Annotated in this window: 12 protein-coding genes; all 12 read right to left on the bottom strand. The window is 32.0% G+C overall.

What is annotated here, in order from left to right; translation table 11 throughout:
• Nucleotides 1–32 precede the first annotated feature (32 nt).
• On the bottom strand, nucleotides 33–1,466 hold the full coding sequence (locus tag BX659_RS00545; protein ID WP_172431808.1) for a response regulator: 1,434 nt from the start codon (nucleotides 1,464–1,466) through the stop codon (nucleotides 33–35).
• A gap of 29 nt (nucleotides 1,467–1,495) precedes the next feature.
• The gene (locus BX659_RS00550; protein ID WP_097016550.1) at nucleotides 1,496–2,125 is read right to left on the bottom strand and encodes a YesL family protein; all 630 of its coding nucleotides are present in this window, start codon (nucleotides 2,123–2,125) and stop codon (nucleotides 1,496–1,498) included.
• A gap of 352 nt (nucleotides 2,126–2,477) precedes the next feature.
• Nucleotides 2,478–3,443, bottom strand: coding sequence for an acetylxylan esterase (locus tag BX659_RS00555; protein WP_097016549.1), 966 nt, complete (start codon nucleotides 3,441–3,443; stop codon nucleotides 2,478–2,480).
• Between the two features lie 435 nt (nucleotides 3,444–3,878).
• Nucleotides 3,879–4,871 carry an L-glyceraldehyde 3-phosphate reductase gene (gene mgrA / locus BX659_RS00560; RefSeq protein WP_097016548.1) on the bottom strand — a complete coding sequence of 331 codons (993 nt, stop codon included), beginning with the start codon at nucleotides 4,869–4,871 and terminating at the stop codon, nucleotides 3,879–3,881.
• Between the two features lie 36 nt (nucleotides 4,872–4,907).
• A complete protein-coding gene (locus tag BX659_RS00565; RefSeq protein ID WP_097016547.1) occupies nucleotides 4,908–5,948 on the bottom strand; it encodes a glycoside hydrolase family 26 protein in 1,041 nt (346 codons plus the stop codon).
• Between the two features lie 161 nt (nucleotides 5,949–6,109).
• Nucleotides 6,110–7,735 (bottom strand): hypothetical protein, encoded by a 1,626-nt coding sequence (locus BX659_RS00570; protein ID WP_097016546.1) that lies wholly within the window; start codon nucleotides 7,733–7,735, stop codon nucleotides 6,110–6,112.
• Nucleotides 7,736–7,826: 91 nt separating this feature from the next.
• Nucleotides 7,827–10,049 (bottom strand): alpha-galactosidase, encoded by a 2,223-nt coding sequence (locus BX659_RS00575; RefSeq protein WP_097016545.1) that lies wholly within the window; start codon nucleotides 10,047–10,049, stop codon nucleotides 7,827–7,829.
• 158 nt (nucleotides 10,050–10,207) lie between these two features.
• Entirely contained in the window at nucleotides 10,208–11,863 is a 1,656-nt protein-coding gene (locus tag BX659_RS00580) for a glycosyl hydrolase (protein ID WP_181186394.1), read from the bottom strand.
• Between the two features lie 484 nt (nucleotides 11,864–12,347).
• The gene (locus BX659_RS00585; RefSeq protein ID WP_106231484.1) at nucleotides 12,348–13,970 is read right to left on the bottom strand and encodes a hypothetical protein; all 1,623 of its coding nucleotides are present in this window, start codon (nucleotides 13,968–13,970) and stop codon (nucleotides 12,348–12,350) included.
• Nucleotides 13,971–14,483: 513 nt separating this feature from the next.
• A complete protein-coding gene (locus BX659_RS00590; protein WP_097016542.1) occupies nucleotides 14,484–15,851 on the bottom strand; it encodes an MATE family efflux transporter in 1,368 nt (455 codons plus the stop codon).
• Nucleotides 15,852–16,196: 345 nt separating this feature from the next.
• On the bottom strand, nucleotides 16,197–16,991 hold the full coding sequence (locus BX659_RS00595) for an InlB B-repeat-containing protein (RefSeq protein ID WP_097016541.1): 795 nt from the start codon (nucleotides 16,989–16,991) through the stop codon (nucleotides 16,197–16,199).
• Nucleotides 16,992–17,085: 94 nt separating this feature from the next.
• Nucleotides 17,086–19,680: a hypothetical protein gene (locus tag BX659_RS00600; protein ID WP_097016540.1), complete on the bottom strand. Its 2,595-nt coding sequence runs from the start codon at nucleotides 19,678–19,680 to the stop codon at nucleotides 17,086–17,088.
• Nucleotides 19,681–20,181: the final 501 nt, after the last annotated feature.

A 20,181-nucleotide genomic window follows, 5' to 3' on the forward strand; every position in this document is an offset into this window, starting at 1 on the left:
GCTAGGTCAATTATAAATAAAAGCCCTATAAACTATTCAATTCCCTTTCTATGTTGGTAAGGTGTGATTCCATAATATTTCTTAAAAACCTTATTAAAGTAATAGTAATCATTATAACCAGCTTTATTAGCTACTTCAGAAATACTAAGGGATAGATCTTTTAATAACTCTTTTGCTTTTTTCATTCTTAAGTCAGTTAAGTATTGAGAGAAGGTCTTATCTGTGAACTTCTTAAATAAATGACAGCAATAAGTATGATTAAAGAAGAATTTATTAGCAAGATCCTTTAAATATAAATTTTTGTGATAATTTTCTTCAATATATTCTATCATAGCTCTAAAACTCTTATTATCAATTCCCTCTTCAATAATTTCAGCTCCTTGATTTAAAGAGATAAAAGTATCCTTGAGATATTGACAGAGAGATTCGATATCTTCAAATCTATCGATAATATTCTCATATTCTAAAAACTCTAAATCTATCTTCTGTAATTCATCTGACAGATTTTCATTAAGGTGTGCTACCATCTGATTCCAGAAATAAACAATATCATTTATAAACATTTCATTATCCTCAGCTACACTGGGAAAACTATCTAAAATAAATTCAATTCCATTATAATTTTTATTTTCAACTTGTAAAAATATCTCTTCTATTATATTGTTAATCTTCTCTATATTCTGCTCTTGATATCTATAAATGCCATTCTCTTGATATATGAATTTATTATAAGCAGCTTGATTAGCCTGCCGAAATAATTTCCCAAGGTCAGCAAGATTTTTTGCTAAGGAGCTAATTCCTACATTGATATTTTCTTTTATAGTTAATTTAATCTTTTTATAAATATCACAATCAGTACCGATTAAATAAAAATATTTATTATCACTTAATTTTATCTTAAGGGGAGTAATACCTTCAGGAAATGAAATAAAATCACCTTCTAAGGAAGCTGATTCACCAATTGCCACTATAACTTGATAATAAGTACTTTCTTCTTTAAAACCAAACTTCTTTAACTTCTCCTCTATATTAGCCTCTCCTTCTACTAATTCTTCAAATTGCTTAGTCAGGGTATCAGCTCTTTTATCTTCCAAGATTTTAGCTAAATCCCCCAATATCTTCTCAGCTACATTCGCTTTAATAGGTTTTAAATGATAATCAAAGGCTCCTTGCCTTAAAGCATCTTGAGCATAAGAAAAGTCATCAAAACCACTAATGATAATAAACTCTGTATCTAGTCCCTCTTTACGGACTAACTTCATTAACTCAATTCCACTGATTTCTGGCATCCTTATATCAGTAAAAACAACATCGGGCTTTTCATTTAAGATTATATCCAGCCCTTCTATCGAACTCGTTAATTTCTTAATAACTTTAAAACCATATTTTTCCCAAGCAAAGGTTTGAAAGATTCCTTCTAAAATCCAAGGTTCATCATCAATAATAACTACTTTATATTTATACAAAAAAATCACTCCTTTTAAATAAATATAATTCAATAATTAATCTGACTGTCTAACTGCTTTAGCTCATATTTGTTAAAAACCTTTTTTATAATATACATACTCATCAAGGAATATAAACTGATAGAAAAAAATAGAAAGAATTGACTTAAATAAACTAAAAAGAAGATTATAATAGGAATAAACAAAGATAAAATAGTAGTTAACAGATGACGGTTTGCCATAAAGAAGGCCATTTTTAATACTTCAATAGTCTTTAATGAATATCTAGAGAGAATAGGAAATACGTAAATGACTAAAATAAGTAACTCTATCAATGCAATAAATTGAACTATAATAAATACCTTGGCAATAGAACCAAGTAAATTAATATTTAAAATATTCATCAATAAAATAAATATAAATATAAATATTATTGCAGAAATTAAGAGACTTTGTACAAAATTATTCTTAAAACTCTTCCAGAAATCACGAAATAAATAAATAGACTTATCATCAATTATTTTATCAATAACATGAAATAGAGCTGTGGTTGATGCACCAATTGTAATTAGAGGTAAACTAAAGAAAAACCATAAAAAGTTTAAGATAGTTAACCGATAAATCATATTGCAAATTCTATAAAAAGGACTATGAATTCCAATAAGTTTCCCAAGCCCCATATTTGAACACCCCTTTTTTAGTTATGTTTATATTTTACTTAAAAGACTTTTAGATTACAATAAAATTCTCAATTTATAACCTAGCTCTTTTTCTATAGATGTGTGAATTGAAAATTGAACTTTAGAGAGATATTACGACACTTTTACAAATAATAAATAATAGTGAATAAATAAAAACTCATCTTTCTAGAAGGTTTAGTGGTTTTAATCTTAACTATTATTTATACTTTATTAATTATTCACTGGTTTAAAAAGTGTCGCAATATACCCATATAGTCCTATATTTAACTTATAGATTTATAAATCTATGACAAGCTTGTCCTCTAAATCTTTATAATTACAAAATTTCTTCTTATCCAAAGCGCTTCTTTAAAAATACTATCTTCTCTTCACCTTGCTGATTAAACCCACCATGACCATATTCAGGATAAACTTTAATCTCCTTGTTAGTATCCAAATGATTATAAAGGGCAAAACCTGTAGATGGGGGACAAACAGTATCTTCTAATCCTACACTCATTAGCACATCTGCTTTAATTCTAGCTGCTAAATTCATACCATCAAAATAACTTAGCGTTTTATAGACCTGCTCTTCTGTTTGGTGCAAACTATCATGAAGCTTAAAGTAATGGTAGATTTCGCTATAAGGACTTCCCTCATACAATTCTACAGCTCTTCTAAAATGGCATAAGTATGGAATATCTGCCATCACAGCTTTTACCTTATCAGACAGAGCTCCTGCTGCAATAGCTAATCCTCCACCTTGACTTCCACCTTCTACGGCAATTTTATCACTATCAATCTCTTCTCTTTTACTTACAAACTCAACTGCCCTAACACAATCCATGTAGACATAACGATAATAATAGTTATCTGGATTTAAAATTCCCTTAGTCATCCAGCCTGCTGCTCCACCATTGTCATAATTGTTATGGTCAGGACTCTTTATATCCTGTCCCCTAACATCAACAAGTAATACTCCATAACCCATTAATGAAAAACTCAATACATTACTAATCACTACATTATTCCAGTTATAACCATGGTACATTACTATCACTGGAACTTTGTTATCCTTACTAGCCTCTTTAGGAAGTACATATCTTCCATAAATTCTAGAGTTTTTAAAGCCATCAAAAAAGACATCATATACCCTTACTTGCTCTACTGGATAATCAACAGAATTAAGCTTAGCATCTAGAGGTTGATCCTTTGATTCTTCAATTGTCTTCTCCCAAAACTCCTCAAAATTACTCTCTTTAGTCAAGTCAGGTTTATAATTTTTAAGCTCCTCTAATGGCATATCAAAGAGATTCATTATTAATCACTTCCTTTACAAAATTAACCTTAATTTTTTCTGTTATATAGGTTCGTGAATTTAGAATAAAATTTAACTATGACGCTATGGAGAGATATTGCGACACTTTTAAACCCCAGTGTGTAGTTGATAGTTAAGGTCTTTAAAACCGAAGAAAATTTTTGTTTGAACGAAGCAAAAATTGAACTGGAATTTATGGTTTAATTAAATTTTGAATAAAGAATATAATTAATGATAATAATTGATATTTTGATTGCGTAGTGAGTTTAATTTTCTTCTTGATTTTTTGGTTACTTTTTCATCAAGGAAAAACGTAACCCGCCCTTAGGCGGAACCTAATAATTTGTCTACTTTTTAAAAAGTAAAAGTGTCGCAATATCCCCATAAGTTTCATTTTGAATTCACATACCTATAATTTAAAATTTAAGATAGTTATCATTTCAAGATATCAGCTATTAACTTTAACTCTTCATCATTAAAAGCTAACTTTTCTACAATCTTAACGTTCTCCTCAAGTTGAGATAACTTACTTGCTCCTACTAAAGCAGAAGTTACTCTTCCCTTTCTTAAAACCCATGATAGAGCCATTTGAGCTAAGCTCTGCCCTCTAGTTACTGCAATATCATTCAATGCTTTGATCTTATTTAGTTTATCTGCAGTAATATCATTCTTAGTAAGAAATTGACTGGAACCTGCTGCTCTAGAGTCTTGCGGAATCTCTTTTAAATACTTATCAGTTAATAGACCTTGGGATAAAGGAGAAAATACTATGGAACCGACTCCTTCTTCTTCTAGAAGATCCAATAATCCATCATCTTCAACCCAACGATTGAACATAGAATAAGAAGGTTGATTAATCAATAAAGGTGTCCCTAAATTCTTTAGTATCTTTACTGCTTTTTTGGTCTCTTGGGCATTATAATTGGATATCCCAACATAGAGTGCTTTTCCTTGACGAACAATTAAATCAAGTGCTCCCATTGTCTCCTCAAGTGGTGTATTAGGATCTGGTCGATGGTGATAGAATATATCTACATAGTCTAAACCTAACCTCTTTAAACTTTGATCTAAACTAGCTACTAAATACTTTTTAGATCCCCAATCACCATAAGGCCCTGGCCACATATCATAACCAGCTTTAGTAGAAATGAGTAGCTCATCACGATAATCTGCTAAATCCTTCTTTAAAATTCTACCAAAGTTCTCCTCAGCTGAACCTGCTGGTGGTCCATAATTATTGGCTAAATCAAAGTGAGTAATCCCTAAATCAAAAGCTTTATGAACTAGAGCGCGACTATTTTCGAAACTATCTACTCCACCAAAATTATGCCACAGTCCTAATGAGATAGCTGGTAGTTTTAAGCCACTCTTCCCACAACGATTATACTGCATCTTATCATATCTATCCTCTGCTGGACAATAAACCATCTTATTACCTCCTATAAGATTAATAGAATTCAATCTTTAATTCTTATATACCCTTTCAAAATCTAAATCACCATTAAATACTGTTGCCCTATCTTGATAGAATTTAATAAAGTCAGCCTTCATCTCATGCTCGCCATAAGGTACCCAAAAATGGTCTGGTGCTCCATTTCTCCACACTAGTAAGAACTTAATCTGCCTAGCCTGTTGATTAGACTTGATTGCTTCTAATAAATCCATATACCAATTATCTCTCTTCTCTTCACCAATAGCTTTCATACTATCAGCTATACCTACTTCTGTCAAAGCTGCTACTTTACCTCTATTTTGAGCAATTTGAACTATAATCTCTAAATCATTCATTAATTTACTTTGCCATTCTAAATCAAACCCATAAGAATCCATCCCAATTACATCAATATAATCATCACCGGGATAACGTTCTAGATAATCTTCTACACCATCAAAATGTCCATTTGGAGAGTATGCATACAATAAATTATGAGTCTTTTTTTCATCTCTTAAATACTCTACAGTAAATCTAAATATCGCCTTATACTCTTCTACTGTACAAAAATCTGCTCCCCACCAGAACCAACTACCATTATTCTCATGGAAGGGACGATAAATAATAGGTACTAATTTTCCATCCTTGCCCTTAAGACTTTTAAAAAAATTTGATGTTCTATCAAGATACTGCTTATACTCTTGGTGCTTGCTCCCACCTGGCAAGATTTCAGCTACAGCCTTAGTTGTGTCATAGAAGTCTTTAGCAGTTACAAAATTAAACATATGGTCACTAAAGGTATTGATCCCACCACGCTCATAAGCCTTAGTTACATGCTCAGCAAAATCCCAGCCATCTACAAAATCCCAACCATAAACAGCAGGGTAATCACCTATAGTATCATAACAATCTGATTGAGTACCATCTAATTTATTAATGGTCATTCCTTGGGTTGTAGTGTTTTGGTGTCCAAATAAGATTTGATTTTCATTGATATTCTGTAAGTATTTATAAAGTGATTTAGTCTCTGCTGTTAAATTACAATCAACAGTAATTAGTTTAGCATTCACCATCTCTCTTCCCCCTTGTTTTAGAAATTTTAGCTACTCAATAACTTATAACTATAATTAAAAAGGTAAAGCTTTAAAAACAGACTTACCCCAACAGCTAATATGCTTTATATAAAGATATCTAAAGGGATTAATCCCTTTAGATATCTTTATAGTTAAGTCAATTATTGTAAATTTTCATTTAATTCATCAACAACCTTTTGTACTTTAGGTCTCATACTCTCAACAAAATCCTTCCAATCCTTTTCAATCTCATCAGCTGATGATGAAACGATAAGTTCAGTAATTTTATCATTTACTTTTTGAGTGAAAGTACCATATTTATTCTTCATAGGTCCACTAAAGAAGTTAATTTTATATTCCTCTTTACCTGTTGGTTTTAGATAAACATCATCTTGTCTTAACCTATCATATACCTCAGCTACAAGCTTTCTTGTATATTCACTGTATCCAGGGTTTTCAAATTCCCACTTTGGACTGTCGTTAACAACTCCTGCCCAATCAGCTTTAACATCACTAGGACCTTGAAGTGTTCCATCCTCTTTCTCAGGCCATAGAGGCACAACATTTCCAGCATCGTCATACTTCCAATCTTCACCTTTAATTCCATAGTGAACATAATTTCTACCTTCTTCACTAGCCAACCAATCATAAACTTCTAGCCATCTTGCTAATTTTTCATCACTCATATCTGATCTAAACATAGTAGCAGACCAGTAATCTGAACCTTGAATTCCTAAAACTTTTCCTTCCTGCGGTGTGCCTTTTGGACCTTTTACAAACATAGGAGCAATAGTATCTTCAGCTTCTAGACCTGGATTTGCAGCCTCAAAAGGCTTAATAATTTCTTCAGATAAGGTATATGAAGTCCAGTTATTAAAGTAGATTCCCAGTTCTCCACTAACAAATTTATTTCCAGCATCATTATTTTGAGCAATAGGTTGATCCTTCCATAGGATTCCACTTTCATACCATTCTTTTGTCTCTTTTATACCTTCAACCATTTCAGGCTCTCCTGGTCCCCATACATACTGACCATCTTTATATATATAACCTTCCCATTTTGGATCAACTTGATAGATTCCTGCAAACCAAGGAAAGGCCCAACCGATTCCACCAATACCGATAGTCTTACCAGTTCCACTTACATCTTCTTCTACAAAGGCTTTAGCCATTGCCTTCATCTCTTCAAAGGTATACTCATTATTCTCATGATAGATACCAACTTTTTTAGCCCAATCTTTTCTATAGTAGAACATCATTTGAGAAACATTATTATAATCTGCCTTTTGAATAGAAGCCAGCCAAGCATAACGCTTACCATCAACCTTTACATACTCATCACTAATTAACTCTTCATTTAATCTCTTTAAGTTAGGATATTTACTAAGCAACTCATCAGGTAGTTCTCTAAATATACCCTGCTTAGCCCAATTAATAAACTCTGAATGAGTAGAAGCTTGCACATCGGATCTTAATATTTCTGGCATATCACCAGATGCAACCCAAATTCTTACCTTCTCATTCCAATCTCCCCAGTTAATTGGTCTAATCTCAAGTTCAATATTAAATTTCTTAGAGATGTAGTCATAAAGACGGTTTCCATCCTTTTGTTGGCCTGCATACATACTATTAATAGTATAAGTAAACTTTTTAGCGTACTTGCCATCTCCAGACTTGTTAGTAGAAACATCATCAGCAGCTTGCTTAGAGCAGCCAGCAAATACTAATAAGCTACTTAAAGCTATAACTACAATCAAGATTGTCGTCATAAATTTTTTATTTGACATAAAATCACCCCATTCAACTTATTTAGGTTATCTGATAATTAAATTTCAAATATATAATGAAACCTTTATCAATTCCTATATAAACTATTTATTATTCGATAACTTGTAATCTCCAGATAGTACTTTGGAAATCTCCTATCATATCTAAATCACTAGGTGCTGCTCCATTAAATAATTTAGGCAGATTTAGACCTACGTACATTAACTCATCTCCGCCATAGATTTTATCCATTCCTTTAATCCGATAATTCTTTTCAGGATCTAAACCTTTTAATGTCAGAGTATAATAAGGAGCATTAGGCTCAGTTAAAACTTTATAAAATCCTACATAAGCCTCCTTTTTATCTTCACTAACTACCATCCAAGCCGTATCATTGTTTCCTTCAAAAGGACTTACTAATCTATAAAATTCTCCCTGTTGAACCAATTCTCTAACCTCTTTATATTCAGCAACCTGCTTTTTAACTAGCTCTTTCTCTTCAACTGTAAGTTTAGTTAAATCTAATTCATAACCAAAGTTACCAAACATTGCTACATTCCCTCTAGTCTTTAAAGGAGTAACTCTAGCCAATTGATGATTAGGTACTGCTGATACATGGGCTCCCATTGAGCTTACTGGATAGACCATACTAGTTCCATACTGTATCTTTAATCGCTCTACTGCATCAGTATCATCACTAGTCCAAGTCTGTGGCATGTAATATAACATTCCTGGATCAAATCTTCCCCCACCACTAGCACAACTTTCAAATAAGATATCAGGAAAACGCGAAGTCAATTCTTCTAAGATTCTATATAACCCTAACATATATCTATGAGGTAACTCTCTTTGTCTTTGGGCAGGTAATTTAGCTGAACCTATCTGAGTCATATTACGATTCATATCCCATTTTACATAAGTAATTGGGGCACTATCCAATATATCAGAAACCATTTCAATTACCTTATCACATACCTCTTCTCTAGATAAATCCAAGACCAACTGGCTTCTTGCTTGCCCTCTAGTTCTATTAGGTACATGGATACACCAATCAGGATGAGCACGATATAACTCACTTTCTGGCGAAATCATTTCTGGCTCAAACCATAAACCAAACTCCATCCCTAAATCATTGATCTTCTTACCTAAGCTTCCTAAACCATTTGGTAGCTTTCTTTCATCAACAAACCAATCTCCTAAAGATGTACTATCATCATCACGCTTTCCAAACCAGCCATCATCTAAAACAAATAACTCTAGCCCTAATTCCTTACCATCCTTGGCAATATCTAAGATCTTATCTTCATCAAAATCAAAATAGGTCGCTTCCCAGTTATTGATCAAAATCGGTCTCACCTTATCTCTAAATTTACCACGAGCTAATCTAGTTCTATATAGTTTATGATAAGTCTGAGACATCTTATTTAACCCTTGATCAGAGTAAACCATTACTGCTTCTGGAGTTTGGAAAGTCTCATTAGGCTCTAATAACCAATTAAAATCAAAAGGATTAATTCCCATAGTAACTCTTGTTTGCTTATAGGAGTTAACCTGTACCTGTGCTAAAAAGTTACCACTATAAACAAAGCTGAATCCATAAACTTCACCATGATGTTCATCAGCATCCTTTCTAGTTAAAGCAATAAAAGGGTTCTGTTGAAGACTACTTGCCCCTCTTGTACTTTCAATAGCTTGCAGCCCTTGCTCTAACGGACGCTTCTTAACATGACGCTCTCTAGACCAAGCTCCCGATAAATGTAAAAAGTCAAAATCGGCATCTCTAAAATCTACACTAGTACTCAATGCTCGTTCTAAATTAATATTCTCTTCTCCTTCATTGATAAAACGAGCTGACCTAGCAATTACATCAAAATCTTGATAAACAGTATAAGATAAGACCACTTTTAAATTAGCTACTTCATCAAATAAAGTAACCTTTAACGTCTCTGCTTCTGAACTATCCTCTACATAAGTTGCTGGTAATCCTTCTAATCTTTCTTTTCCTGCTATAATTTCATGGGATAAATATTTCAGATTAGAGATATTAGATCCATTTTCCAATTTAACTTGATAAGCAGGCTGACGAAAATCAGTATAACCATAAGTAGGATACTCTTGAGGAATCAGATCTAAAGATAACTCCTTTTGTTCAGAAGCTAAAAAAGCTTTTCTACTCTGTTCTCTAATCAAATGGGTTAAATCAAGATCAGCTTTGACCTTCTTCCCCCAATAAAGATGGCCTAAATGACCAGTATTTAATATTTCAAATACATAACTTGTATCCTTTGCTTGTAAATGAAATACCTTCTTTTCTGCATTATAAATAATTGCCACTTCAATCCCTCCAAAATATATATTATGATGCTAGTATAAAATCATGGACACACTTAATTTATCAGAGATTTAACTAAACAAGTGTATCCATATAAATTAATTGTTAAATAATATTAAAATATAACTTAAATTTGTAAAAAAATGAATTAGCTAAATTTCTAAAAAGGATAGTTCTCCATGTTTTTAAGCTCATCTAAAGTAATTACATAGTCATCATTGTATACTTTTTCAATATGTTCTAGAGTATTATCCCTTAATAATAGATCTACAGACCATGAAGAGAACCAAGACCACCTTGCTGCTTCCTTTTGAAGAAGCTCTGGATCAGGGATTGTACCATCTTCTGTCATAGCAACCAATTTACCTGGATACATGTCAACTAAATTATAGAACTTTGCTGTACTTGGACTATAGTTATGAGAGTCTAGGTAGATATCAGCACCTATAATATCCACATATTGGTCACCAGGATACCATTCCGGAGATTCCTGACCATCATCTGCAGTCCAAACCCAGATAAGATTGTTTAAATCATGGTAATTAGTAAAACGATCATACATTAACTTCCATAATTTCTTTAACGGCTCTGGACCTTTAGCTCCCCACCAGAACCAACCACCTTCAGCTTCATGTAATGGTCTCCATAAAACAGGGACACCTGCATCTTGAAGTCTTTTAAGTTGTTTTGCTATTGCATCAAGGTCACGAATGATTAATTGATAATCTTCTGATTCAGGATGGTTCATAGCATACTCAACATCAAAAGTAGTTGCTTTAGTATAGAAACCACTCCACCATAGTTTATCAGGTTCTTCATTTATAAGATCTTTAGGAGCATTCCAATGCCAGCATAGACTCACAATTCCACCTTTTTGGAACCAATCTATAGCTTCTTCAACATCATTTGTGCTTGCTCCAAACTCAACTCTAGATGGAGAATAATCCATCAGATCCAAACTCAAAACAGCTGGCTCTTTACCAATATTTTCATTTAACCAAGTTGCTGATTCTGAATTTTGAGCACCTGCAATTATTTTCTGACCATAAGTATCTACAAGAAAACTCATCAAAGCCTTAGTATCGTTACTAGCATTAGGATTTACTAATTCTTTAGTTGGGTTTAGCTCATTTCGAGAGCTTTCTTCTTTCTTAACTTTGAAATAGTCTATATCAATCCATCCCCAGCTTTTGCCAATTCCTATACTGTTTTCTCCAGCATCCAACCAGACCTTACCAGCTAATATTTCTGTAAACCCTGTAGTCTTAGGTGTCTTTACTTCTCCCTTTGTAACACCATTAATAAGTAAATTATTTGTTTTCTCTCCATTAGGACCATTATAGCCCATGATAATATCATACATTCCTTCATCTTCAATATTAACCTTAACAGTTACAGCATCCCCTTCATTATCCAAAGAAGTTACATAACCATCCCCAGAATATCCATAATTATCCGATGATACCTCTGTACCATTTAATATACCTAATTCCGCTTCATATTTAATAGTACTTTCTTCACCTGTTTTGGTAAACACTGCTGCAATATCCATGTTATCAGCAACTACTACTTGAACTGGATTTTCAGTTCCTTCTAAATTGCCAGTCCACTCTTTAAACTCCCAACCTTTTGCTGGAATAGCCTTTAAAGTTACTACTCCATTGTCCTTATCTATATCTCCTTCAGTTACAACCTCTCCTTGACCAATCTTGTTAATAGAAAGATTTATATCTTTTACATCTTCTGATTTACAGCCTACTAAAGTAAAAATTAAAGCTAATGTAAGCAATATTAATAATACCTTTTTAGTTTTCAAAATAATCCCCCCCATTTTAAATAATTTCTTATCTTTTATTAAATTTTATATGAGCAAATAATAATAACCAATCTTAATATATTTTAGCTTTTGTTATTTTATAAAGACTTAACTAATTTTAGCCAAACTTTATGAATTTTGCGCAAATAAACCATTTAATCATATCCATAGACTAAAGAGTCATACTCTTCTCTATTGATACCTACATCAGTAACACTATCCCCCTGAAATAAAGCCATTATGTTATATAAATTTTTCATTATCAAAAACACCCCCTATTTATATTGATTAATAATATCGACAGAATATTTTGATATTAAAGCTCAAAATAATTTTAAATGTAATAGCAAGTAATAAATAATTCATATGACTATGTTAACATAATTAAAAAAGTTCAGATAATAACAAAATTACTGTAGATAATATCTCTTATATCAGGATATCTAAAGAAGCTAATTCCTTTAGATATCCTATAATTAATTACTTATCGTAAATTTTCATTTAATTCATCGACAACTTTCTGTACCTTAGGTCTCATACTCTTAACAAAATCATTCCAATCTTTTTCAATATCATCAGCCGATGATGAAACAATAAGTTCAGTAATCTTGTCATTTACCTTGTGAGAGAAAGCACCATATCTGTTTTTCATTGGTCCACTAAAGAAATTAACCTTGTACTGTTCCTTTCCAGTTGGTTTTAAATAAACATCCTCTTGTGATAATCTATCATATACATCAGCTATAATCTTTCTTGTATAATCACCATATCCAGGATTGCTAAATTCCCATTCTGGACTATCATTAACAACTCCTACCCAATCTGCTCTAATATCACTAGGAGCTTGCAGGGTACCATCTTCTTTCTCCGGCCATAGGGGTATAACATTTCCATTTTCATCATACTTCCAATCCTCCCCCTTGATTCCGTAATGAGTGTAATTTCTACCTTCTTCACTAGCCAGCCAGTCCCAAACTTCTAGCCATCTCTTTAATTTCTCATCACTCATATCTGCTCTAAACATAGTAGCAGACCAATAATCTGTACCCTGAATTGCCATAATCTTTCTTTCCTGTGGCGTTCCCTGTGGACCTTTCACAAACATAGGTGCAATAGCATCCTCAGCTTTTAAACCTGGATTGGCAGCCTCAAAAGGCTTAACAGTCTCCTCAAATAAACTATATGAGGTCCAATTATTAAAATAAATTCCCAATTGTCCACTGATAAATTTGTTTGCAGCATCATTATTTTGAGCAATAGGCTGATCCTTCCATAGGATTCCACTATCATACCATTCTTTGATTTCCTTTATACTTTTAACCATGTCTGGCTCTCCTGGTCCCCAGACATACTTACCATCTTTAAGGGTATAATCCTCCCAACTTGGGTTGGTCTGGTAAATTCCTGCAAACCAAGGAAAGGCCCAACCAATACCACCAATACCACTAGTCTTACCTGTTCCACTTACATCTTCTTCTACAAAGGCTTTAGCCATTGCCTTTAGCTCTTCAAAGGTATACTCATTATTTTCATGATAGATACCAACTTTTTTAGCCCAGTCTTTTCTATAATAGAATTTCATTGTAGAAACATTATTATAATCCGCCTTTTGAATAGAAGCTAACCATGCATAACGTTTGTCATTGACCTTTACATACTCATCACTAACTAATTGCTCATTTAATCTCTTTAAATTCGGATAATTACTAAGTAGCTCATCCGGTAATTCTTTAAATACACCTTGCTCCGCCCAGCTTGCAAATTCTGGATAATTATAACCTTGTAGATCCATTCTTAATACTTCGGGCATATCTCCAGATGCAACCCAGATTCTTACCTTTTCATTCCAATCCCCCCAGTTAACAGGTCGAATTTCAAGCTCAATATTGAACTTCTTAGAGATAAAGTCATAAAAACGGTTCTTATCCTTTTGCTGTCCTGCATACATACTATTAATAGTATAAGTATACTTTTTAGCGTATTTACCGCTTCCTTCTTGATTAGTTGCTGCTTTATTATCTTCTTGCTTAGAACATCCAGTAAATAAGATTCCTAAGGATGACATAGATAGAATTAGAACTATTACTAATAATCTCTTTTTTGACACAAAAATACTCCCCCTTATCTTATTAAATTACTGAACAATTAAAGTTTTATAAATCGATAAGACTATAGTAAATAAAATACCCATATTAATTATTCAGCTATAGAACAATGGAATTAATTGCGAATAATTTTAAAAATCCCATATCATACCCTTATCTAAAACAGATAAGGGTATAATCTGGGATCTTATGATGTTAGTCACTTATATACTTATACCCAAATTAATATCTAAAAGTCAAAAATACTAAAAAACAATAAATTCTATCTACTTTTCAATCTTTTTAAGCTAAAATACTTCCTTCTTCTAAAACTTATAATATCTTATAAAATTATATCCTTATATTATTAATAATATCTTCTTGTATACCTAATTATATAATCTCAATAAATATAAATAAATAGAATAAACTTAGCTTTCTTTGTAATATACTTAGAATAATTAGCAATATCTTTACGATTGATCATATAAACTCCCAATAATTAGATGAGCTGTAATATAAATTTATTAAGAAGATTATACTTCTACTTTCATCCATCTCTCAGATTTAAAATAGAGATAAGTTATAAAAGTAATTAATATCATACATATATCAGCTATTATATAATGACCAACTAAGCCATAGGGTGTATAATTGATAATTAAATAGGTTAAAGGAATTAATAATATCCACAAACGTACTATATTAATCACCATAATAGATAAAGTATCTCCTGCCCCTCGAATAGCCCCCGAATAAATAATAAAAAAAGAATTAGCTATCTGTTGAATTGCTGTTAATCTTAATGGTAATGTTGCTGTCTTAATAACTGACTGCTCTTCAATAAAAATACTAATATACTTTTCGGGAAATATAATAAAACTAATCCCAACTATAAATGCTAAAACCCCACCACAAATTGTAGCTGTATTGACACTTTTGATAGCATTTTTCTTACCTTTTGCTCCTAAATATTGACCAACTAAGGTTGTTGTCGCTATTGAAAAGCCAAAGATCGGCATAAAGAGTATTGATTCTATTCTAACTATAATATTGAAGGCTGAATAAGTAATGGTACCTAGACCAATAATCAAATAGTTAAAAACAACATAGGAGCTTTGCATAAATAATTGTTCTAAAGCAGCCGACCAACTGATTCTCCATAATTTCTTAAATATAGTCAGCTTTAATTTAAACCATCTTAAAACCAACTTAATCTTCATCTTACCACTAAAACCAATAATCAGAAATACAATAGCACCAATTGCTCTAGATAATGTAGTCGAAATTGCTGCCCCTACAATTCCAAGCTCGGGAAAGATTCCAATTCCAAAGATAAGTAACCAGTTACCAATAATATTTAAGATATTAATAGCCCCATTAATCGCCATAGGAGTCACAGTATCCCCAGCTCCACGAAATGAACTACTTAAGGAAAAGCTAATGAACATAAAAAATTGGCTATAAATTACTACTTTTAAATAATCAATAGCTATTGCTGTTACTTCAGGCTCTGCATTAAATAGAGCCATTAGTGGTTGATGATAAAGATACATTAAAGCAGTTAAAATCAAACCAATTACCAGATTGATGATACAGGATTGACTGGCTATCTTATTTGCTCTACTCTTAGCTTTAGCCCCAATATATCTTGAGACTATAGCTGTCGTTCCAACATTAAAGGCAGAAAAGATAAAGACTATCGGAAATACAATTTGATTAGCTAAATTGATTGCAGCTAGACCTTCTGCTCCAATCCCCCGCCCTACCATAATAGTATCAACTACTCCTACTAAAGTATTTAATAACATTTCTACAATTGCTGGAGAAGCCAAAATCAGTACTTTCTTCAACATTGCACTAGTTGATAATTCTACCTGTTGTAAAGATAAATCTTGATTCATGTATCTACCTCCTAATCAAAATAAGTAATAAATTTTCCTATAATTTAGTTACTTTATAAGTTTGCTTTGTACTTATCTAATTACTTACTTTACTTACATTGTAATGATCTCTACTCTGATTTTAAATGGGATTATGTTAGTTAGATATGGTGTCATGTTAGTTAATAATTATAAATTTTATTAGTGATGTTAGTATCTCCTACTATTAGAAAGTATTAAAAACTAATCCTTAGAACTTAACTGATTTGGATGTTTCTCAGGCAGATACTAAAAAACCTATACAGAACTCTACTATAATAATAGAAATTCTGTATAGGGGGTTTTTAAATCTTTTAAAAATTAAATTTATTCACCAATAATATTATCAATGTATAGCGTTCCAGTAGAATTATCTTCAGGTAAGGACATGAATTCTATACCGATCTCCCTAATATTATCACTGTAATCATAATCTGATAAGTCTATAGTAAAAGTAGTTTCCTCATCACTTACAGCTCCTTCAGCATTTACTGAATAGTACTCCCAATTAGTTCCATCTTTTACATATAATTTACTATATGCACCACTAACAGTGCTTTTAACAGTTACTGATAAAGTAGAATAACTACTTAAATCTAAAGCAGGATATGGATATATAATCAATTGATATTGACTTCCATCAAAAGTAACGTTAGCAGCAAGAGATTGGCTTCCCTCAGCAGACCAGTCTGTTGATACTTGTGGAGTCACTTCAGAGTCAGCCCAATCAGCCTTTACATTCCAACCATCAACACCATCTTCAAAATCATATAATGTCTTAGGTTCTATACTTCCTCCTGTATTTCCACCAACAACCTCTTCAAATACTGCTGTAAGAGTAACATCAGAATCCATGATTACAGTAATTGTAGGATTAGTATTACCATCATAACCTGCACCTTGCCATCCTTTGAATGTTGACCCATCAGCTGCCTCAGCTGTTACTTTTACCTTTTCACCATATTCATAAGTTCCACCATTTGGAGTAACTGTACCTGTTCCACTCCCATTAATACCAATTGTTAATTTATATTTTTCTAAAGTTGTATCACTACTACACCCTTGTAATAAAAGAGCCATAGCCAACACTGCCAATACAATAATCGATTTGATATTTTTCAATCTAGATTCCTCCTCGAGTTTTAGATATCCTTCATCACACCAAATAAATTTAGGAGAGCCCCAAAAACCAATCGGGACTCTGTTGAGCAGTAATTTAGAAACTAACTGTATATTTAACTTGATATTTATCTAAGGTTTTACGATTTGATAACTCATTATCATCATCAAGAACTTCTTTACCATAAATAAATTCTAAGTTTCCTGCACTAAGCTCTTTATTAATATTAGCATAGAAGTTTTGCTTAAAGTCAGCATCTTTATCCTCTCTACTTACTGTATATTCTCCAGTAATATCAAATCCATCTACTACCTGATAATTTGCTCTAGTTCTAAGAGCTGGCTTATCAAAAGTATTTTCATTACTACTACTTTCCAACCATAAATTAATATCTGTTTTTAAATCTTCAGATATTTGATAACCTAAATTAAATTTGAAGTTGGGTTTCTGGAAGTGTTCTTTGATTTCATCCTCAGAACCTTCTACAGGGTCTTTATCACTTTCTAACCAAAACTCTATATTTCCAGTTAAATTCTCAATATCTAAAGAAGGGGTCGCTTTAATATAAGCCTTTTCATAATCTAGATAATAATCCTCTATACCCCAATAAGACTTATTAGCCCATTTACCTTCTAAAGAAGCATATATACCTAACTTAGGTAACAATTTACCGTCAAAATATAACTTTGGACTAAGCTCATTCCAGTCATTTAAATACTCTTCCTTTTCAGCTTTATACAAACCATTAAATGAATTATTAAACTCTAAACCTGTTTTAGCATTTTCAGAGAAAGTATACTCTGCTTTAGCATAATTTTTACCTTCATATTCTAATTTATTTTTGTGGTCTATATCTGCGTAATTTTTGAATAGATTACCACCATATCTTTTACTTTCTAGTTGCCAATATAAAGAACCTAAGCTCTGTTCTGCTTTAACATACCAACCCATAGATTCAAACTTAGAATCACTTTTTTCTTTTTCTTTTTCAAATATTCCATCACTAACTGCTACTTCCCCAGTTAAACTCAAACCACTAACAAAACTATGCTCTACATTAACAAAAGCTGTAGCATCCTCATTATTATCTGTATCAGATTGTAAAATTCCACCTGCCTTTATTGTAGAATAATCTCCAACTGGCATACTGACTTCACTAAGAATCAATGGCATATCAAACTCAATCTCATTCATTGACCATGGAATATCTCCATCTTCATTTACCTTAATTGGTGCTATTACTGCTGTATGAATTGAATTCAGACCAACTAAAGTATTTACCTCAATACCTGCAGCATCATCATATTCACTACCAGCAAATAACTTCATAGTCTCTCCTGTATCTTCTGCAGTATCTTTGTAGAAGGTTCTAATTTTTGTCCCATCAATATTACCAATTACTTCTGTTTCTCCTAAATCAATAATGGGATCATTAAGACCTTTATCAGAAATATTAATGGTTGAATTTACCTCCCAATTTTGATTATGTTTGTAAGCAATATTCAACTCTATTTCACGTTCTACAGTAGTTTCAGTTCCTCCATAGGAGTCTTCTTCAATTGCTAAAACATCGGCAATATATAATCCACTACCATCATAATCACTACCGATTTCGAAACCAAATTGTTTAATATTGTTCCAATCAACATCATCATAATCAGACTTATTAATCCTAATAATCTGCCAAGAACCTGCTTCTACATCTATATCTCCAACATCTGACCATTTCCAATCTGAACCATGTTGAACATATGGTTTAATTGTAATATCTTTACCAACTGGCTTATAAACTTTCAATCTAAAGCCTGAATACTTATCAAAATCAATAGTATCTGTAGCCAAATTAATATTGAATTTACCATCAGTATTATTTTTTACATGAATATATTCACTAACAGAAGAAAATTCACCAGTATCTACTGCTAATTTATCTATTTCCCCATTAGTTGAAGTCCAATCAATTATACCATTGATAAGTTTCTTTCCAGCAGGAACATTTTCAGAAGTAGTAATTACCTCTACATTACCACTAACATTAAATTTAGAAAGAAAAGAAGACTTTGGAGTTGTTTTTTCTTTTTTGAAATGATCTTTAACGCTCTCTAATTCAACAACTTTTTCTTCAGCATCTTCTTTTACTAGTCTAATATTATCAACATAGATAGCATTAGAAGGTAGAGCCATACCTGCAGGATATATCAGTAACCCATATCCCTTAACATTACTTAGATCTACTTCAGCCCCCATTTGCCACCCACTACCATTATTCTTCCAATTTTCAGGAGTTAATGGAAGGGTGATTGTATTAGTTCCACGCTTTACAGAAATAGTCTTTGATTCATTCCAATTCCAATTATCACCTGTACTTATAGACATAGCAAAGTTGAAGGCATTATCACTATCATTATAAATATCTAACTTAATTGCTGTTGCTCCTGCCCACCCCTTTGTTTTTGTATTTTGAGAAAATGCTTTTCCAGATGTAGAAATATCACCATAAATAATTTTCAATGAATTGTTACCTTGTGTAGCATGGTCAGTACTTAAATTAGCAGCAAGAATATTTTCTGACTTTTCAAAGTAACTACCTGTTTCAAATCCATCTAAAACCACCTCTGCAGCAAATGCTACATTTGTTACTATCATAAGTAACAATATTATCAATCCCAATAATAATAACTTCTTATCCATAAATTTTCCCCCTTATAATCAGATATTTTAATGAATTATACAACTAGAGTAGAGTATAAACTCCTATTTACTTATCATCTTATCTGCACTTACACTCTAAGAAGAAAGACTTTATATTTAAATAGGGCATTGAGATTTATTCACTTATTTATCTCTTAACTTATTTTGAATAGTGCCCTATAACACCCATTCAATAACATGCATAAGCATTGAATTTATCAATCGATTTATTCAAAATATTCAATTAATTTTTAAAATAAAAAATTAATTGAATATTAATTCGATAAAGATATGAAAACTTACCATCTTCTGTATAATAACCTACTATCACTACTCTAAAGTGAATTAAGGCTATACATAAATTGATAAAGATTTGATCTTATAAATGAACTAATCAATCTATTATCCTAAAAGTCACAATATAAAAAATATTCTGTGAAATTTTATCTATTTTCTTAAAATTCTCGCCACAGACAAATACAAGATCTAAGTTTAATTTAC

The organism is Orenia metallireducens, from assembly GCF_003001995.1.
GTDB classification, from domain to species: Bacteria; Bacillota; Halanaerobiia; order Halobacteroidales; family Halobacteroidaceae; genus Orenia; species Orenia metallireducens_B.

Excerpts from the sequence above, each read along its gene's own strand:
- mgrA (WP_097016548.1), bottom strand. The coding sequence starts at position 4,871 with ATGGTTTATTGTCCAGCAGAGGATAGATATGATAAGATGCAGTATAAT.
- BX659_RS00555 (WP_097016549.1), bottom strand. The coding sequence starts at position 3,443 with ATGAATCTCTTTGATATGCCATTAGAGGAGCTTAAAAATTATAAACCT.
- BX659_RS00590 (WP_097016542.1), bottom strand. The coding sequence starts at position 15,851 with ATGAATCAAGATTTATCTTTACAACAGGTAGAATTATCAACTAGTGCA.
- BX659_RS00600 (WP_097016540.1), bottom strand. The coding sequence starts at position 19,680 with ATGGATAAGAAGTTATTATTATTGGGATTGATAATATTGTTACTTATG.
- BX659_RS00570 (WP_097016546.1), bottom strand. The coding sequence starts at position 7,735 with ATGTCAAATAAAAAATTTATGACGACAATCTTGATTGTAGTTATAGCT.
- BX659_RS00550 (WP_097016550.1), bottom strand. The coding sequence starts at position 2,125 with ATGGGGCTTGGGAAACTTATTGGAATTCATAGTCCTTTTTATAGAATT.
- BX659_RS00565 (WP_097016547.1), bottom strand. The coding sequence starts at position 5,948 with ATGGTGAATGCTAAACTAATTACTGTTGATTGTAATTTAACAGCAGAG.